Here is a 16,748-nt window from a genome sequence, read left to right on the forward strand (position 1 = left end):
ATCTGTCCGTTTATTAGAAAGTGAGGTTTATACCAAAGACAAATTGCTTATATGTAGGGAAGGCATCAGAACCATTCATTTCCGGATCTGTCCCCTTAAGCTTCTTGTCCTTGACAAAAATGAAAGGATTATAAGCCGTAGCATAAATGCGACAACGCTCCATCAATGCATAACGCGATATCTTCTTTGGAAGGGTGTATCCCAAAGTGATGTTCTTGATTTTGATGAACGAACCATCATGCACACGCAGAGCATCCATCACACTTTGTTCCGTACCACTGCCCGGCACCGGATAATAAGCTTTTTGATTTTCTTCCGTCCAATAATCTACACCGGCAAGCTGATTGGTCGTCAAGCTGTAGTCCGCCGTATAACGGCCTAAAAGATCACTGCTGATTGTTTGTCCATAACGCGCCATTGTGAAAAACGAAAGGTCAAAATCACGATAGGTAAACGTATTGTTCAAACCGAAAATCCAGTCAGGATTGATATGTCCGAGTACCTGACGATCATCTTCGCTGTATTTATGTTTGCCTTCGTCCCCATCCTTGTCCAGTGTCTCCACCTTGACCCATCCGGGTTTTACACCATAAACAGCAAGTTCATCCTGAGAACTGTCCGTTCCCCAAATACCTAAATATTTATAACCATAAACAGACTTGATGGGATGTCCTTCAAAAAGGTTCTCTTTAATAAGGTCTCCGTCAGGAAGCTCATCGATCTGCTCCTTGCTCCAGGTAGCCGACAAAGTCGTGTTCCAAGTAAAATCCTTCGTGCGGATATTACGACTGTTGACAGTCACTTCCACTCCCTTATTGCTCGTCTTGGCAATATTCTCCCAGCTGTCCAGAGGCCTTCCCCATCCTGTGGCACCGCTGGTTACCGGCATCGTACGCTTGAACAACAATCCATCCGTTTTTGTACGGAACATGTCAATAGTTCCATCTATACGATTTCCCAAGATTGCAAAATCCAAACCTAAATTCCAGTTATATGACTTTTCCCAGCCTAACGAAGGGCTACCGTAAGTTTCTGTGTATTGAGTGAAAGAAACAATATTTCCATTCACAGTCACACCATTACCGGAATACTTATAAGCCCTCGTCTGTGTAGAGTATGCATCCACCCCACCGGAATTTCCGGTTACACCATAACCAATGCGAAGTTTCAGATTATCCAGCCATCCACGGCTTCCCTCCATAAATCCTTCATCGGAAATACGCCATGCCAACGCCGCAGCAGGGAACGAGTCCCACTTATTACCATCTGAGAAGAACGATACTCCATCCCAACGATTAGAGAAAGTGAAAAGGTACTTCCCTTTATAGGCATAATTGAAACGCAAAGCATAGGACATCTTCTGTTTCTGCTTAAAATCCGATTCCACATGCTGACTGGTTGTAGACATCAATCTCCAGAAGCTCCAGACATCCAGGTCTTGTCCACTACCTCCCGCCAAGGAACTCTCATCCTGAGACTTTTGCCAGGAAGTAATACCGGTAATACCCAAGTCGTGATCGTCTGCCAGGGTAATGTTATAGGAGGCTATGTTCTCCCAAGTGTAACTGTTGGAATGGTTATTGGTTATAGAAGCATGAGGGGTTCCGGCATAGGTCGGACGGTTGGCATTGCAATATGCTCCCCAATATTGTCCCTGACGGGAATAATTCAAGGTTGTGTTCAGTTGGCTTCTCAGCGTCAAGCCTTTTACCGGCGACAACTCCAGGTAGGCATTTGTATTGATGTAGGTTGCACGGGTATTGTTGGCATATTGATTCTTGATGTAATCGCCCATCGGGGAATATTGGTCTTTGATATACTCCGGTTGCAGTTCTCCCTGTTCATCATAGACGTCTCCCAAAGGAAAAGCTGTCAGTGCCCTAGTGAACGTATTCTTTACACCGGCATCAGCTATGGTATAATTCAGGTTCGAAGTAAAGCCGAGCTTAGCCCACGAGAAAATACGCTGATCAATGTTCAGACGCACGGAATAACGGTCCTGTTTCTCATTCTCCAACAAACCGGTATCCTGGCTGTAAGTGGCAGAAGCAAAAACCTGGGTATCTTCCGTTCCTCCGGTCACCGACATGGTGTATTTCTGCGTAGTAGCAGTTCCTCCTGACACTTCATCCACCCAATCAATCCATTTGCCGGCATTATAAGCATCGATGTAGTTTTCATCGCCACCCATCAGTGCTGCAATATTGGCAGGATAGTCTCCATTCTTATATTTATAAGCCTCACGCTGGTAAGCCAGCCATTCGTCACCGACCATGCCATGTTTAAACTCCGGAGAACCGCTGAAACCGTAATAAGCATCGAAATTCACTGTCGCCTTTCCTGCCCGTCCTCTTTTGGTCGTGATAATGACGACACCATTTGCACCGGCAGAACCATAAATAGCTGTCGAAGAAGCATCCTTCAACACATCGACGGACTCAATATCGGAAGGATTGACCTGGTCATAGCTGCCGGGCAATCCGTCGATGATAAACAGCGGCTCGTTACTTCCGTAAATGGAGCGTGAGCCTCGTAACAGAATGGTGGGTTTCTGTCCCAATTGGCCACTGGTTTTGGCGATGTCCATACCCGCCACTTTTCCCTGCAAAGCTTCCATCACATTATTAGTGGGTGATACCACAATATCTTCATTCTTCATGGAAGCCACCGCCCCTGTGAGGTCCCGCTTCTTCACGGTACCATAGCCCACAACGACCACTTCATCCAGTAGCTGGTTGTCAGGTTCCATCCTGATGGTCATGCGACCAGGAGTGATGGAAACATCCTGGGCTTTGTAACCCATGTAAGTCAATTGGAGAACGGTTGCCCCGGACGGAGCAGTGAGTTTGAAGTTTCCCTCGAAGTCTGTGATGGCACCCACCTTCGTTCCCTTCACCAGAACGGAAACGCCAATCATGGGTTCGCCTTTCTCATCGAGCACTTGACCGGATACGGTCTTGGATTGTAAAACCTCCTGAGGATTAGTTGTTTTTACCTCCCCCCCCACGCCACTTTGGCAGAAAGAGGAGCTGCTATCAACAGACTGGAAAATCCCCAGATAAAAGAAGTCTTCGTGACGCTGGAGAAGCGTTCACTGCTTGCCTTGTTTTTCATCATAAGGTCAGGTTGTTAGTAATAGGTTTAGTAAAAAGGAAATGATTTCGTGTGCAAAGATAGAAAGAACCCATAAATTCCCATTTCTTAAATGTTAAATAAGAATGTTAATGTACGATTTTAACTTTTAGTACTCGAGATAAAAATCTGAAACTCTTCACATCAGGCACATAAGAGTTACTTTGCATTCATTTTATTCCAGTAAGTTTAGAAGTCTTTATCCTTTTACTTTGCTTTCAGATAGAGCTGATACAAATCCCTTCCTATCTTTCTATTTTGAGAGATTGTTCAACGCAATAATTAATCGTCCAAGCTCAGAGTAAGTATAATCTCTAGCGCTCTTCTGTTTCTCTTCCATAGAACGGTTGGCATTGGCTACAGCCTTCTCAAGACTGCCACCATTTCGTTCAAAGTAACCATGCAACCCTTTAGTCTTGATAAAGAAATCGGCAGTCTTTTGATAGGCAATACATTGGTTAAGATCTTTGAGCAAGGGCTCTTGTGTCTCATATAGACGTGAAGTGTATCGAAAATAGTAGAGGAAGAATAATTCCGTACAGCGGTGAGTCTCAAAGAACTCAACCTTACAATATATACCTTTCTTGGGCTTGGCAACAGGCTTGGCATATTTCATCTTTAATTTTTGATATTGAGAACGCTCCGGTTCCACATCCCTCGTGTCCATATCGACAATGCAGAATATATGGTTGTAGCCCATTGCCACACCATCAGCAATCTTAGCTTCAAGTTCCTTCATGCTTGTATGCTTGGGATAGTCAGGCTTGATGGTCACGCTCTTGAATATATCACACAAGGATTTGAAGTAGAAAAATTCCGTAGGACCTTCACCCAGGATAAGTGCAGTTTGTCGTAATCTCCCCATATCAATCCTCTATATTTATAAAGATACTACCCAGCTCAGGCTTTGCTCCCAAACGTCCAATACGATAAGAGTTAAACAGGGACAAATTCTTATGCAACCCGAAAGAGTCACCGCGAGAATATTCAGAAGATGCGGTCTGCTTGTTCTTCTCCACGAACCATACCACACCCCTGTTTTCATTAATCAAATCCTGAGAAAGGAGCGTTGTTTCCTGACTTGTAATAATCAACTGAGACTTTTCGGAGTTGAAGATAAAGACGTTGAGGTAGTAATACAACAGGTCGTTGTGCAAATCCTCGCCAAGTTCATCAAGGAAGAATACATGAGAACTTGAAATCATATCGTACAACGCATCAAGAATGCGAATGTATTTCTGCGTTCCTTTTGATTGCCACTTCAGTGGAATATCAAAATCGCCATTGTCAGAATGATTCAGAAACGTAATGGAATCGGTTGTCGGTTTCAGCAACACATCTTTCATTTCTTCCGGAATGTTTTCTTTCTGAATACGCTCACGAAATTCGGCAGGAACAAAGCGGTCTTCTACAGAAGGTCTATATTCCAAGATATTCAAATCGGCCTTTTGAAGCATGGTGTTGTAGAACTTACACTTTGAAGGATTACTATATGCATCCTTTAGGATTTCGACAATTCCCCTTTCTACATCACCGTCTACATCGTGATAATTTTCCATTATCCAACCATGAAGAACATTGAACGGAGCAATATCTTCTTTTAAGGCAGCTTTTCTACAAACAGACAAAACACTATGATTATTCAACGTATTTTCCCGAATACTATCTTGCGTCTTGACTAGTAGTTTAAGACTTGGTCCAAACTTAACTTCAGCCTGCACATTATCACCAATAAACACACGCTCATAAAACAACGACTTTGATTTGTTTGGATAGTAATACAGGCTCTCATGCAGAATATATTTATCATTGAATTCTACGTCATAGTCATATCTGATGCCGTCTGCATAAAATGATACGTGCATCTGAGTTGGTTCATCCTTTGTGAGAATGAAAGGAATTCTGCCATTTATTCTTTGAGCCGCATCTGATTTTGGCTGTATCAACAAACGAAAAACCTCATTCAAAGCAATCAACATATTTGATTTTCCTGAAGCATTAGAACCGTACAGGATTCCTAACTTGTACAAGAATACTCCTTCTGTAACCTCTGCAACAAGTTCCGAAGAAGGACCTTTTGCCAAGAAACTCAGCTCCTGCTTATCGCGAATGGAAAGATAATTCCTTACCCAAAAATCTCTTATCATAGAATATATTTATGCCATTATTGTAATCTAATTGTAAAAATACAAATTATTTTTCTTACAAAGGGGATACGTTTTGCATATTTTGTAATAAAACTACGTTTTAGCAATATTTTAATACCAGTTTACAAAAGAATAATACGTAATCCTTGCAACCAGAAGTGCATTCACGCATCCCTCCTTCCGGCATTCCCCTCAATAATAGTTTTCCATCCGCAACCAACTTTCTGCTATTATTCCCTCCAAATCCCTACCTTTGCCTCCAGGATTAATACCTTATAAAGAAATGAATAAAATCGTACTGATTACAGGAGCCACAAGCGGCATCGGGCTGGCTTGTGCGCGGAAGTTTGCAGAGAACGGCGACAGGCTGATTCTCACCGGAAGAAAAGAGCAGCTGCTGGCTGCCATCAGACAGGAACTCATCGCACGGGGTGCGGAAGTGGTGACACTGACGTTCGATGTGAGAAACCGGGAAGCGGCAGAACAGGCACTCAACGGACTGCCACGGGAATGGAAAGAGATTGATGTCCTGGTCAACAATGCCGGACTAGCTCTCGGACTGGAACCGGAATATGCGGGGGATTTCCAGGACTGGGAAACGATGATTGACACCAACATCAAGGGACTGCTGACCATGACCCGACTCATTGTCCCGGGAATGGTGGAGCGCAACCGGGGACACATCATCAACATCGGTTCGGTCGCAGGCGATGCTGCCTACGCCGGAGGCAACGTGTATTGTGCCACAAAAGCAGCCGTCAAGGTTCTGACAGACGGACTGCGCATCGACGTGGCGGATACGTCCGTCAGAGTGACCAACCTGAAACCGGGACTCGTGGAGACCAACTTCAGCAATACCCGCTTTCATGGGGATGCGGAACGGGCTTCCAACGTCTACAAGGGCATCAAGCCGCTGACGGGTGACGACATTGCGGATGTGGCGGTCTATGCCTCCAATGCGCCCGAACACGTACAGATTGCCGAAGTTCTGATACTGGCCACACACCAGGCAAGCGGCAGCGTGATCGTCCGGAAATGACCGCGTGTCATTTTGTCAAAGTGTCAAACGAATCGCCTGAGAAGGGCCTTCCTTGAGCCAAAATACGAGTTGGTGACCGGGAAAGGCATTCTCAGGCGTTTTGCCAAATACACATTGCTGCAAATGAGAGAGACTGACGAACCGAATGTCGGGCATTCCTCCGAATCCCTGGCAGAAGAATAAGAGCACACGGTGTAAGGTATACAAAACAATAGTTCGCAAAAGTGTGCCTTCTCATACAAACCAGAGGTGAAAATCATTAAATTATTGTCTTCGAATCCTAAAACAAGTGTTTCGTCTTCCGAATATTTGACTTTGACGGATGAAACAATATTGTTTAGGAAGTGAAACACTTGTGTTTGGCACGTGAAACAATATTGTTTGACGAGTGAAACAATATTGTTTCGTGGTATAATTATGCATCTTTACCCCTTGTACGGAATGTTTATACGGACGGAAGTGAATGAATATTCTTAAAATAACCTACTTTGCCCGATTTTTCAAAAAGTAGCGTTAGCCGGAAAAGGGGAAATCGAGAAAAAAGGAAAGAGAAAATGCGGTTTCAGCATCCATCTGTCAACGAACGTCGGGCGACATTCTTCCGGCAGCCCCCAACCGTTGCCGTGTCTTGCCACTGCTCCATGAGAACAGGTAGAGCGGAAGAAGGCTTACGCCCTGCCGAAAATCAAATGAAACTTTATGCACCCAATATGCCCTGATGTCCGCAAAAAGACGTTTCTTTGTAACCGGAAACCCCAGACTCATAAAGAATGTAGAGACGATGTGTAAGGAATGGATGAACACCCGCCGGTCATCAGGCCGTTCAAAGTTACGTTTGGTTTCAGGGACAAGCTCTTTGCTGAAGGGATTGTGCCTGGTGTTGATGTGTGTCTGCCTGAACGTGCAGGCGCAACGGATTTTCACGTATGGCTATGGCAACGGGGACTGGAAAGACACCGAGGTGACCGGACATGTGCAGATGGAAGAAAGTGAATCCAAGCAAATCATGCCCCTTGCCAATGCCGGCATACGTGTCTATTGTCTGACCGACTCGACCTACAACGGTGGCATGACGGTGACGGACAAGGACGGAAACTTCATCCTGCACGCCTTCCAGCAACGTTCCAAAGACTACGAAGTGCACATCTCCTACCTGGGGACCGACACCTACAAACACCGCCTGACACGGGTCAACATCATCCGGCTGGACACCATCACACTCCACGAGAAACCCATCACGATGGAAGAGGCGGTCATCGTCGCCAAGCTGAAGAAGATGCGTATCCTGGGCGACACGACCATCTTCAACACCGATGCCTTCCGTGTGTCGGAAGGGGCGGTACTGCTGGAACTGGTGCGCAAGATGCCGGGACTGCGCATCACCCAGGGTAAAATGACCTATCAGGGGAAAGACATCTCGGAAATCCTGCTCAACGGAGAGAAATTCTTCGCCAACGACATCAGCATCGCCCTGCAGAACATGCCGGTGGAAGTGCTGAAGGAGGTACGTATCTATGACAAGAAGTCGGAGAAAAGCGAGCTGACGGGAGTGGACGACGGACAGCACCAGACGGTGATGGACCTGAAGACCAAACAGGAGGTCAACGACGCCCTGATGGCAAATGCCAGTGCAGGCATCGGCGACCAGGACCTCTACGGACTGAATGCCATGCTCAACTATTTCAAGACGGGAGGAGACCATGCCAGCGTCTATGCCAACCAGCACAACACCCCCAACGACATCGGCATGGACATGTTCGGGGGACAAATGTTCTCCGGCGGATTCTTCGGAGGAGGAGGAAACCCGATGAGGCAGCTCTCGCGCCGCATGGGAGGGAGCGTCGGCAAAAAGATGGGGAAGGTCTACACCAACGGAGACATCAGCTACAACAGCGACGGGAACGACACGAAGAGCTATACGGTCACGGAGAACTATCTACCGACGGGAAACACCTACTCCGACCAGTCGTCGCTCAACTCCACGAACGGCAAGAACATCAGTGCCAACGTCAACATCATGGGCGACCTGAGTGAACGGCTGGGCATCATGGGCAACTTCCGCTTCGGGAACTACCGGAACGACAACCGCAGCAGCTTCCGTCAGGCAACGTTCAACACCCGCCCTTCCGTTGCCGACCCGCTGGAGGATGAAGACGGCATCCCCCTCTCCCAACGCATCAACCGCATCAACCAGGAATCGCTGGCGTCGGGTGACCGGAAAAGCCTGACAGGCACACTGATGCTGACCTACCGTTTTGCCAAGGAGGGCCGCAACCTGACACTCAACCTGAACGGGAGCAAGGACGACGGGGAGAGCCGACGTTACCAACAGTCATCCACCCGATACTACCAGCTGGGTGACTCACTGCTCATCCAGGACCGCTTCACCCTGTCGCCCACCTCGTCGGACATGCTGTCCGCCAGCCTGTCCTACCACGAACCTCTCAGCGAACATGTCGGCATCGAACTGTCCTACGGCTACAACACCAACCGCAACAAGGAGGACGAGCAGGTGTTCGACCTCGGCAGGTTTTCCTTCCCCGACGGGAACCGCCCCATCGGTTCATTGCCTGAAGGGTATGAAGCGGGCCGCATCGACAGCCTGAGCAACGTGAACAACCGACGGGACAACCAGCATACCTTCGGACTATCCCTTAACCTCACGAAAGACAAATGGAACATGAATGCCGGCATCCACTTCATTCCCCAATCGCAAAACATCTACATGCTGCGCGAACAGAGTGTGACCGACACCACCCTGCACCGCCTCAACATCGGCACTGCCCTGATGGCTTTCTACTCCAGGGACAAGCTCTCGCTGAGCATCAGCTATTCGGGCAACTCGCGTTCACCCGATGCCAACCAGCTTCTGCCTGTCATCAACAACGACAACCCGCTGTACATCATGGAGGGAAACCCTGACCTGAAGACCTCCTACAGCCACAACGTCAACACGAACTTCCGTCTGAACCGTCTGTGGGCAAACCTCAGCTTCTCGCAGAGCTTCAACGACCTCACCTACAAGACCCTCTATGACCCGGTGAGCGGTGTGCGCACCAACCGACCGGACAACATCAACGGCAACTGGGGAACAATGCTCAACGTGGGCTACAGCAAAGACTGGGAGGAATTCTCGCTCGAAACGGAGACAAGCTACAGCTACAACAACCGTCCCAACTATGTCGAGGTGAGCGACCGCATCAGCAAGGATGCCGTGCGCAACCACAACTTCGGCCAGCTCCTCAAGGGCATCTACACGCCGGAGTGGGCTGAGTTTATCCTCTCCGGACGGTTCGACATGGACAAGACGAAAGCCAAGGTGGAACGTTCGTCGAACAGCTTCACCAAGACCTTTACGTTCCTGGCAGAGACCAACTTCTACCTTCCGCTGAACATCCGCCTGGGTTCCTCCTTCAGCTGCATCACGCGTCACGGCTTCCTGTCGGACGACATGAACCACTCCGAACTGTTGTGGAACGCCAATGCCTCATGGAGCTTCCTGAAGAAGAAACAGGCAAGCCTGAAGCTGGAGGTGTATGACATCCTGAACCGTGCGAAGAACATCACGACCTACACCACCTCGACGGGCAGCACCCAGTCGCGTTCCGAAGGAGTGAACAGCTACTGCCTGCTGTCGTTCAACTACCGTTTCAATCTCTTTAAGGGAAAAAAGGAAATGGAAGACTGAAAGGTCGGCTGAAATGAACTATCTTTGTTGCTTGGTTCAGTAAACAACAAAGATTACTATGGCAGACAGCAACTACATTGAGATCAAAGGTGCACGGGTCAACAACCTGAAGAACATCGACGTCAAGATTCCCCGCAACAAGCTGGTGGTCATCACCGGACTCTCCGGTTCGGGCAAGTCGTCGCTCGCCTTTGACACCCTATATGCCGAAGGGCAGCGCCGCTATGTGGAGAGCCTTTCCGCCTACGCCCGGCAGTTTCTCGGACGAATGAGCAAGCCGGAATGTGACTTCATCAAAGGCATTCCGCCTGCCATCGCCATCGAGCAGAAGGTGAACAGCCGCAACCCCCGTTCCACAGTCGGCACTTCGACGGAAATCTATGAATACCTCCGCCTGCTCTATGCCCGTGTGGGCAAGACCTATTCCCCCATCAGTGGACAACTGGTGAAGAAGCACACGACCGAGGATGTGGTGGAATGCATGAAGTCGTATTCCAAAGGGACACGCTACACCGTGCTTGCCCCGCTCTGTCTGCGTGACGGACGGACGTTGGAGGAGCAGCTCGACATCGACTTGAAACAGGGATTTGCCCGCATCGAGGTCAACGGCGAGATTGTCCGCATCGAAGACTATCAGCCGCGTAAGGGCGACACCGTCAACCTGCTCATCGACCGCATGACCTGCGACGACAGCAAGGACAGCATCAGCCGCCTCATCGACTCTGCCGAGACTGCCTTCTATGAGGGCGACGGCACGTGCATGCTGCGTTTCTACCCTTCGCAAATCATCCATACATTCTCCAAACGTTTTGAAGCTGACGGCATGACCTTCGAGGAACCGACCGACCAGATGTTCTCGTTCAACTCGCCGCTGGGTGCATGCCCCGTGTGTGAGGGATTCGGCAAGGTCATCGGCATCGACGAAAGCCTCGTCGTCCCCAACCGTGCCCTGAGTGTCTATGACGGGGCTGTGGTATGTTGGCGTGGAGAGAAGATAGGCGAATGGCGCGACGCCTTCATCCGTCAGGCTGCGAAGGTGGACTTCCCCATCTTCACTCCCTACTACGACCTGACGCAGGCACAGCGTGACTACCTCTGGCACGGCGACCGTGACAAAATCTGCATCGACTCGTTCTTCAAGATGCTGGAGGAGAACCAGTACAAGATACAGTACCGCGTCATGCTCGCACGTTACCGCGGCAAGACGACCTGTCCTGCCTGTCACGGGACGCGTCTCAAGCCCGAAGCGGGCTATGTGAAGTTGGGCGGACGTTCCATCTCCCAGCTGGTGGACCTCTCCATCACGGACCTGAAGGACTTCTTCGCCCATTTGCAGCTCGACGAGCACGACACCATCGTGGCACGACGCATCCTCACGGAAATCAACAACCGGCTTCAGTTCCTGCTCGATGTCGGACTGGGCTATCTCACCCTGAACCGTACCAGCAACACGCTCTCGGGTGGAGAAAGCCAACGCATCAACCTTGCCACGTCATTGGGCAGCAGTCTGGTCGGCTCGCTCTACATCCTCGACGAACCGAGCATCGGTCTGCACAGCCGCGACACCGACCGACTCATCAAGGTGCTCCGCCAGCTGCAACAGTTGGGCAACACGGTCGTAGTGGTGGAACATGACGAGGAAATCATCCGTGCCGCCGACTACATCATCGACATCGGTCCCCGTGCCGGACGACTGGGAGGCGAAGTGGTCTACGAGGGCGACATGCATGACCTGAAGCCCGGCAGCCAGAGCTACACCGTCCGCTACCTGCTGGGAGAAGAGGAGATTGCCCTCCCCCACAGCCACCGTCCGTGGAACAACTACATCGAGGTGAAGGGCGCACGCGAAAACAACCTGCGCGGCATCGACGTCAAGTTCCCGCTCAACGTGATGACAGTCGTCACCGGTGTCAGCGGCTCGGGCAAGTCGACCTTGGTGCGCAACATCTTCTACCGTGCCTTGAAGCGCATCTACGACGAGTCATCAGAGCGTCCGGGTGAACACATCTCGCTGGAGGGAGACGTGAAAATGGTGAGCAACATCGAGTTCGTAGACCAGAACCCCATCGGCAAATCTTCACGGAGCAATCCCGTGACGTACATCAAGGCGTATGACGAGATACGCAAGCTTTTCGCCGACCAGGCGCTTGCCAAACAGATGGGCTACAGTGCCGGCTATTTCTCGTTCAACACCGACGGCGGACGTTGCGAGGAGTGCAAGGGGGAAGGGACGGTCACCGTGGAGATGCAGTTCATGGCGGACCTGGTGCTGGAGTGCGAATCGTGCCACGGCAAACGTTTCAAGAAAGAAGTGCTGGAAGTGAAATACCACGACCGCAACATCTACGACATCCTGGAGATGACAGTCAACGAAGCCATCGAGTTCTTCACGCTCCACAAGCAGACACGCATCGTGAAGAAACTCCTCCCCCTACAGTCGGTAGGACTGGGATACATCAAGCTGGGACAGTCATCGTCGACCCTCTCGGGTGGTGAGAACCAACGCGTGAAGCTTGCCTACTTCCTCAGCATCGAGAAGGCATCTCCCACCATCTTCATCTTTGACGAGCCGACCACCGGACTCCACTTCCACGACATACGGAAGCTGCTTGAGGCATTCGATGCGCTCATCAACCGCGGACATACGGTTGTCATCATCGAGCACAACCTCGACGTGGTGAAGTGTGCCGACCATGTGATTGACCTCGGACCGGAAGGCGGAAGCCGGGGAGGCAATCTGGTCGTGGCAGGAACTCCCGAAGAAGTGGCTGCCTGTGCGGCATCTTACACCGGACAGTTCCTGCGTGAGAAACTAGAAACAGGTCTTCACCAGGCCCCGTCTGCCTGACGTCACGGAACGGGAGCATATACGACAAGAGGCACGAAGACATCGGAAGACGGGACCTCACCCGCTACTTCGTGTCTTCGTGCCTCTTGTCGTATGCAGTCTCTCTGCGCTCAGCCGCACAGGAATTACCGGTGACGGTTTGCACGCCGCCGACGGTATTCAGCCTTCATCTTGGCGGAACCCGAACCATGTGCGCCGGTGACATACGCCTTCTTCTTGGCCTTGGTCTTCACACCGGTCTTTTCGGTCTTCGCCTTCGGGGCACCGCGGAACACGATGCCTTCAGTCATTGCTTGTTCTATACTCATGCGATAGGGGTATTTAATGGTTTCAGTTGACAAGTAAACGCTCAGTCCAGCAACATGATGCCGGAGAGCATGCGTCCGCTGTGAATGCCCAGCCGACGTGCGGAGAAGAAGTCGTCACACTGCAGATAGGTGCACACACCGGAACACTCGATCTGCTCCTTCGGGATGCCTGCTTCCAGCAGCTGCCAGTAGTTCGTCATCCACAGGTCGATGTGCCAACGCGACGACGGACGGTACCAGCGCGCAATCTTCTCCATCGGGAAGCCTGCCTCACGGAATGCCTCATAGACTTCCACCCCCACTTCGAAAGCTTCGAGGGAAATGCCCGGTCCGATGGCAACCGACACATCCGACGGACGGGAGCCATACATACGGCTCATGCAGTCGAGTGTCTTCCCGGCAATGCGTCCGACAGTGCCTCGCCATCCGGCATGTGCCACTGCCACGACATTCCGACAGGAATCATGGAAAATGAGCGGAATGCAGTCTGCCGTCGAGACACACAGACAGAAGCCACGCCGGTCGGTCACCAGGGCATCCACCCCTTCAAGCATCTCGCGACGTTTCACCGACGGCGCATTGATATAATCATCACCGACGGACAGGACCTGCGTCCCGTGCACCTGATGGGGAATGACCCAGTCCAGGGGAATCACAGGCAGGAGTGTCGACAGATGTTGCAGGTTCTGACAGACGGACATGGGGTCGTCTCCACAATAAGGGGAACAGTTGAACGAGGCATACTTCCCCTCGCTGCAACCACCCCTGCGTGTGGTCGAGAAGGCTGTCACACCGGCTTGCCGGCTGAAAAGCTCATACTCCAGCAGTTCCTTATTTGCAGACAAACGGCTCATTGTTTCTCGTCATCCCAGTCTTCTTCGTATTCATAGTCTTCGAGGTCCTCCACCTCTTCTTCATCGACATAGGTGATGTCTTCGTCCTCACCCATGGCTTGCAGTTCGCTTTGGAGGAGACGGACGTCCTTGTTGCGGTGCACGATGCGTTCGCCGGCAACCGCCTCCAACTTGTTGCTTTCGCTGTTCAGCTCGGTCCAGAGGATATCCTTCAGCTGACTGATTCCCATGCCGGTCAGAGAGGAAATGAACACATGGGGTACATTCTCCGGCAGGTTCTCCGCCAGCATCTCCATCAGCTCTTCATCGAGCATGTCACACTTGGTGATGGCAAGCACCCGTTGCTTGTCGAGCATCTCGGGATTGAACGTGGCAAGCTCGTTGAGCAGAATCTCATACTCCTTGCGGATGTCGTCCGTGTCGCCGGGAACCATAAACAACAGCAACGAGTTGCGCTCGATGTGACGCAAGAAGCGCAGTCCCAGTCCCTTTCCCTCACTGGCTCCCTCGATAATGCCGGGGATGTCCGCCATGACGAACGACTTCCCTTCATGGTAGGAGACGATGCCGAGATTCGGCTCCAGGGTGGTAAAAGGGTAATTGGCTATCTTCGGACGAGCCGATGAAACGACCGACAGCAACGTCGACTTACCGGCATTGGGGAATCCCACCAGACCGACATCGGCAAGCAACTTCAGCTCCAGGATGACGGTCATCTCCTGCATCGGTTCACCGGGCTGTGCAAAACGGGGAGCCTGACGGGTGGCAGTCTTGAAGTGCCAGTTGCCCAAGCCTCCACGTCCGCCCTTGAGCAGAATGACCTCCTGACCATGCTCGGTGATGTCGCACACATACTCACCTGTCTCGGCATTGTAGACCACTGTTCCGCAGGGAACCTCGATTACCTTGTCCTCTCCGTCCTTGCCGAAGCTGCGGTTGCGTGACCCGTTGCCTCCATGACCGGCAAACACGTGGCGGTCATACTTCAGGTGGAGCAGGGTCCAGTAGTTGCGGTTACCGCGCAAAATCACATGACCGCCCCGTCCACCGTCCCCTCCGTCGGGACCTCCGTTGGGGATGTATTTCTCCCGGCGCAAGTGTGCCGAGCCTCGTCCGCCCTTACCGGAGCGGCAATAGATTTTCACGTAGTCTACAAAGTTCGATTCTGCCATATTCAAAAGTTTGTATTGGTAATCTGCAGGCTTCGGGATGTCAGCCGACGCCCCGTGCGCCTTTACAAAGGAAGCGCAAATTACGCAAATTCATGTCATTTGCGAAACCTGCGCCTCCTGATTTTATAGTTTGCTTACAATTTTTCGATAGCGGCAACAATATCGGCAAAGATGCCTTCCATTGTTCCTACACCATTGATGTGGTGATACTTGCCTTCCTTCTTATACCAGTCGATAAGCGGAGCGGTCTGTGAATGGTAGACCACGAGACGCTTCTTGATGGTCTCTTCGTTGTCGTCTGCACGTCCGCATTCCTGTCCGCGCTTGATGAGACGGGTCATCAGCTCGTCTTCGGGCACTTCCAGGTCGAGCATCAGAGACACTTCCTGTCCTCTCTCTTTCAGCATGGTTTTCAGTGCTTCTGCCTGTGCGATGGTACGGGGGAAACCGTCAAAGATGACACCTTTGCTGTCCTTGAACGAATCGAAGACACTTGCCAAGATGTCAATCATCAGCGAGTCGGGGATGAGCTGTCCCTGGTCGATATATCCTTTGGCTGTCTTTCCCAGCTCCGTTCCGTTCTTGATTTCAGCGCGGAGCACATCACCGGTAGAAATGTGATTAATACCGAATTTTGCTACAATACGCTCGCTTTGGGTGCCTTTTCCTGACCCCGGAGCGCCAAAAATAACAATGTTCAACATGATTCTCGTTTTAATAAAATGACGTGCAAAATTACGCTTTTTCGCCTATCTGTCAAAATTCAATCCGGAAGATTAAACAAAAAGGCACGAAGATACCTCGTGCCTCTGTGTTATGCAAAATCAATGGTCTGCCGACGGTCAGCGTGCCGCATAGTAAGTGGCACCCATGATGGCGTCGCGGGCTGCGCTCACACCTTGTGCATCGGGAGTGACATTGATGTATTGTCCGTTCTGCATGTTCAGGTCGACCGTCCCGTCGTTGCAGAGCTTCATGATTTCATAGCTCTTGCCGTCGCATACCACATTCCAGCTCTGCTCCTCCTGGTTGAAACGGAGTTCCACGGGAGCGCTTTCACCTTCTTTCTCGATGGAGTAACCGTCCTTGGTGGTGGTCACCAGGAACTTGCCGTTCTCGGTATTCACCTCTTTCACCGTACCTGCGGCAATCGGGTTCGTACCACTCCAGAACTCAACGGAGTTCAACACAAGAATGTCTGCCAGGAAAGTAACCTCATAGACAGGGACAATCCACAATCCGATGTGGATCAGCTCGTTCAGGAACTTGTTGCCGGTAGCCTGTTCGTTCCATCCGCGTACTTTATTAAATAAGGCATACGAACCGATGCATGATGTCAGCGTTGCCCCGGCAAGGGCACAGCAAACGATAGATGTTCTGATTCCTTTCATAATAGTTGGTTTTTGTTAGGTGAAATATGTGTCAGTAAAAGTAGGACTTTATTCTGAAATTCCGGAATTATTGCTAGCAATTTTAGCCTTATTATGACTAAAACCTGTTTTATAACATGTTTTACTTACACTAAATGACAAATTGCCCTGCATTTTGCAACATTCTTTC

11 protein-coding genes are annotated in these 16,748 nt (G+C 50.6%); 3 read left to right on the forward strand and 8 right to left on the reverse strand.

Translation table 11 applies throughout. From position 1 onward, the window contains the following. Nucleotides 1–13 precede the first annotated feature (13 nt). The 3 genes from M3087_RS03580 to M3087_RS03590 form a co-directional block, all read right to left on the reverse strand. Nucleotides 14–3,058 carry a SusC/RagA family TonB-linked outer membrane protein gene (locus tag M3087_RS03580; RefSeq protein ID WP_410796827.1) on the reverse strand — a complete coding sequence of 1,015 codons (3,045 nt, stop codon included), beginning with the start codon at nt 3,056–3,058 and terminating at the stop codon, nt 14–16. 327 nt (nt 3,059–3,385) lie between these two features. Beyond that, nucleotides 3,386–3,997 (reverse strand): RloB family protein, encoded by a 612-nt coding sequence (locus M3087_RS03585; protein ID WP_249093791.1) that lies wholly within the window; start codon nt 3,995–3,997, stop codon nt 3,386–3,388. A gap of 1 nt (nt 3,998) precedes the next feature. Next, nucleotides 3,999–5,279, reverse strand: a complete 1,281-nt coding sequence (locus M3087_RS03590; protein ID WP_249093793.1) for an AAA family ATPase — start codon at nt 5,277–5,279, stop codon at nt 3,999–4,001. 283 nt (nt 5,280–5,562) lie between these two features. On the opposite strand from M3087_RS03590, the gene M3087_RS03595 reads away from it, so the two are divergent. The 3 genes from M3087_RS03595 (at nt 5,563) to uvrA (ending at nt 12,854) form a co-directional block, all read left to right on the forward strand. Further along, the gene (locus M3087_RS03595; protein WP_249093795.1) at nt 5,563–6,318 is read left to right on the forward strand and encodes an SDR family NAD(P)-dependent oxidoreductase; all 756 of its coding nucleotides are present in this window, start codon (nt 5,563–5,565) and stop codon (nt 6,316–6,318) included. 856 nt (nt 6,319–7,174) lie between these two features. Beyond that, a complete protein-coding gene (locus tag M3087_RS03600) occupies nt 7,175–10,006 on the forward strand; it encodes an outer membrane beta-barrel protein (RefSeq protein ID WP_249093797.1) in 2,832 nt (943 codons plus the stop codon). Between the two features lie 58 nt (nt 10,007–10,064). Further along, entirely contained in the window at nt 10,065–12,854 is a 2,790-nt protein-coding gene (uvrA, locus tag M3087_RS03605) for an excinuclease ABC subunit UvrA (protein ID WP_249093798.1), read from the forward strand. A 125-nt stretch (nt 12,855–12,979) separates the two neighbouring features. Here the strand turns inward: uvrA and M3087_RS03610 are convergent, their stop codons facing one another. The 5 genes from M3087_RS03610 to M3087_RS03630 form a co-directional block, all read right to left on the reverse strand. Next, nucleotides 12,980–13,162: a hypothetical protein gene (locus tag M3087_RS03610; protein ID WP_022385397.1), complete on the reverse strand. Its 183-nt coding sequence runs from the start codon at nt 13,160–13,162 to the stop codon at nt 12,980–12,982. Between the two features lie 41 nt (nt 13,163–13,203). Beyond that, nucleotides 13,204–14,016: a peptidoglycan editing factor PgeF gene (gene pgeF, locus M3087_RS03615; protein ID WP_249093800.1), complete on the reverse strand. Its 813-nt coding sequence runs from the start codon at nt 14,014–14,016 to the stop codon at nt 13,204–13,206. Beyond that, nucleotides 14,013–15,188: a GTPase ObgE gene (obgE, locus tag M3087_RS03620; protein WP_106484567.1), complete on the reverse strand. Its 1,176-nt coding sequence runs from the start codon at nt 15,186–15,188 to the stop codon at nt 14,013–14,015. Before obgE ends, pgeF begins: the two co-directional genes overlap by 4 nt. Nucleotides 15,189–15,322: 134 nt before the next feature. Then, a complete protein-coding gene (locus M3087_RS03625; RefSeq protein WP_022385400.1) occupies nt 15,323–15,892 on the reverse strand; it encodes an adenylate kinase in 570 nt (189 codons plus the stop codon). Between the two features lie 138 nt (nt 15,893–16,030). After that, nucleotides 16,031–16,579, reverse strand: a complete 549-nt coding sequence (locus tag M3087_RS03630; protein ID WP_249093801.1) for a DUF3332 domain-containing protein — start codon at nt 16,577–16,579, stop codon at nt 16,031–16,033. Nucleotides 16,580–16,748 lie beyond the last annotated feature (169 nt).

It is taken from the genome of Mediterranea sp. ET5, assembly GCF_023337025.1.
Lineage (GTDB): Bacteria > Bacteroidota > Bacteroidia > Bacteroidales > Bacteroidaceae > Phocaeicola_A.

What these genes read in the sequence shown, in the direction of transcription:
- M3087_RS03585 (WP_249093791.1), bottom strand. Translation starts at nt 3,997, where the DNA reads ATGGGGAGATTACGACAAACTGCACTTATCCTGGGTGAAGGTCCTACG.
- M3087_RS03590 (WP_249093793.1), bottom strand. Translation starts at nt 5,279, where the DNA reads ATGATAAGAGATTTTTGGGTAAGGAATTATCTTTCCATTCGCGATAAG.
- M3087_RS03595 (WP_249093795.1), top strand. Translation starts at nt 5,563, where the DNA reads ATGAATAAAATCGTACTGATTACAGGAGCCACAAGCGGCATCGGGCTG.
- uvrA (WP_249093798.1), top strand. Translation starts at nt 10,065, where the DNA reads ATGGCAGACAGCAACTACATTGAGATCAAAGGTGCACGGGTCAACAAC.
- M3087_RS03610 (WP_022385397.1), bottom strand. Translation starts at nt 13,162, where the DNA reads ATGAGTATAGAACAAGCAATGACTGAAGGCATCGTGTTCCGCGGTGCC.
- pgeF (WP_249093800.1), bottom strand. Translation starts at nt 14,016, where the DNA reads ATGAGCCGTTTGTCTGCAAATAAGGAACTGCTGGAGTATGAGCTTTTC.
- obgE (WP_106484567.1), bottom strand. Translation starts at nt 15,188, where the DNA reads ATGGCAGAATCGAACTTTGTAGACTACGTGAAAATCTATTGCCGCTCC.
- M3087_RS03625 (WP_022385400.1), bottom strand. Translation starts at nt 15,892, where the DNA reads ATGTTGAACATTGTTATTTTTGGCGCTCCGGGGTCAGGAAAAGGCACC.
- M3087_RS03630 (WP_249093801.1), bottom strand. Translation starts at nt 16,579, where the DNA reads ATGAAAGGAATCAGAACATCTATCGTTTGCTGTGCCCTTGCCGGGGCA.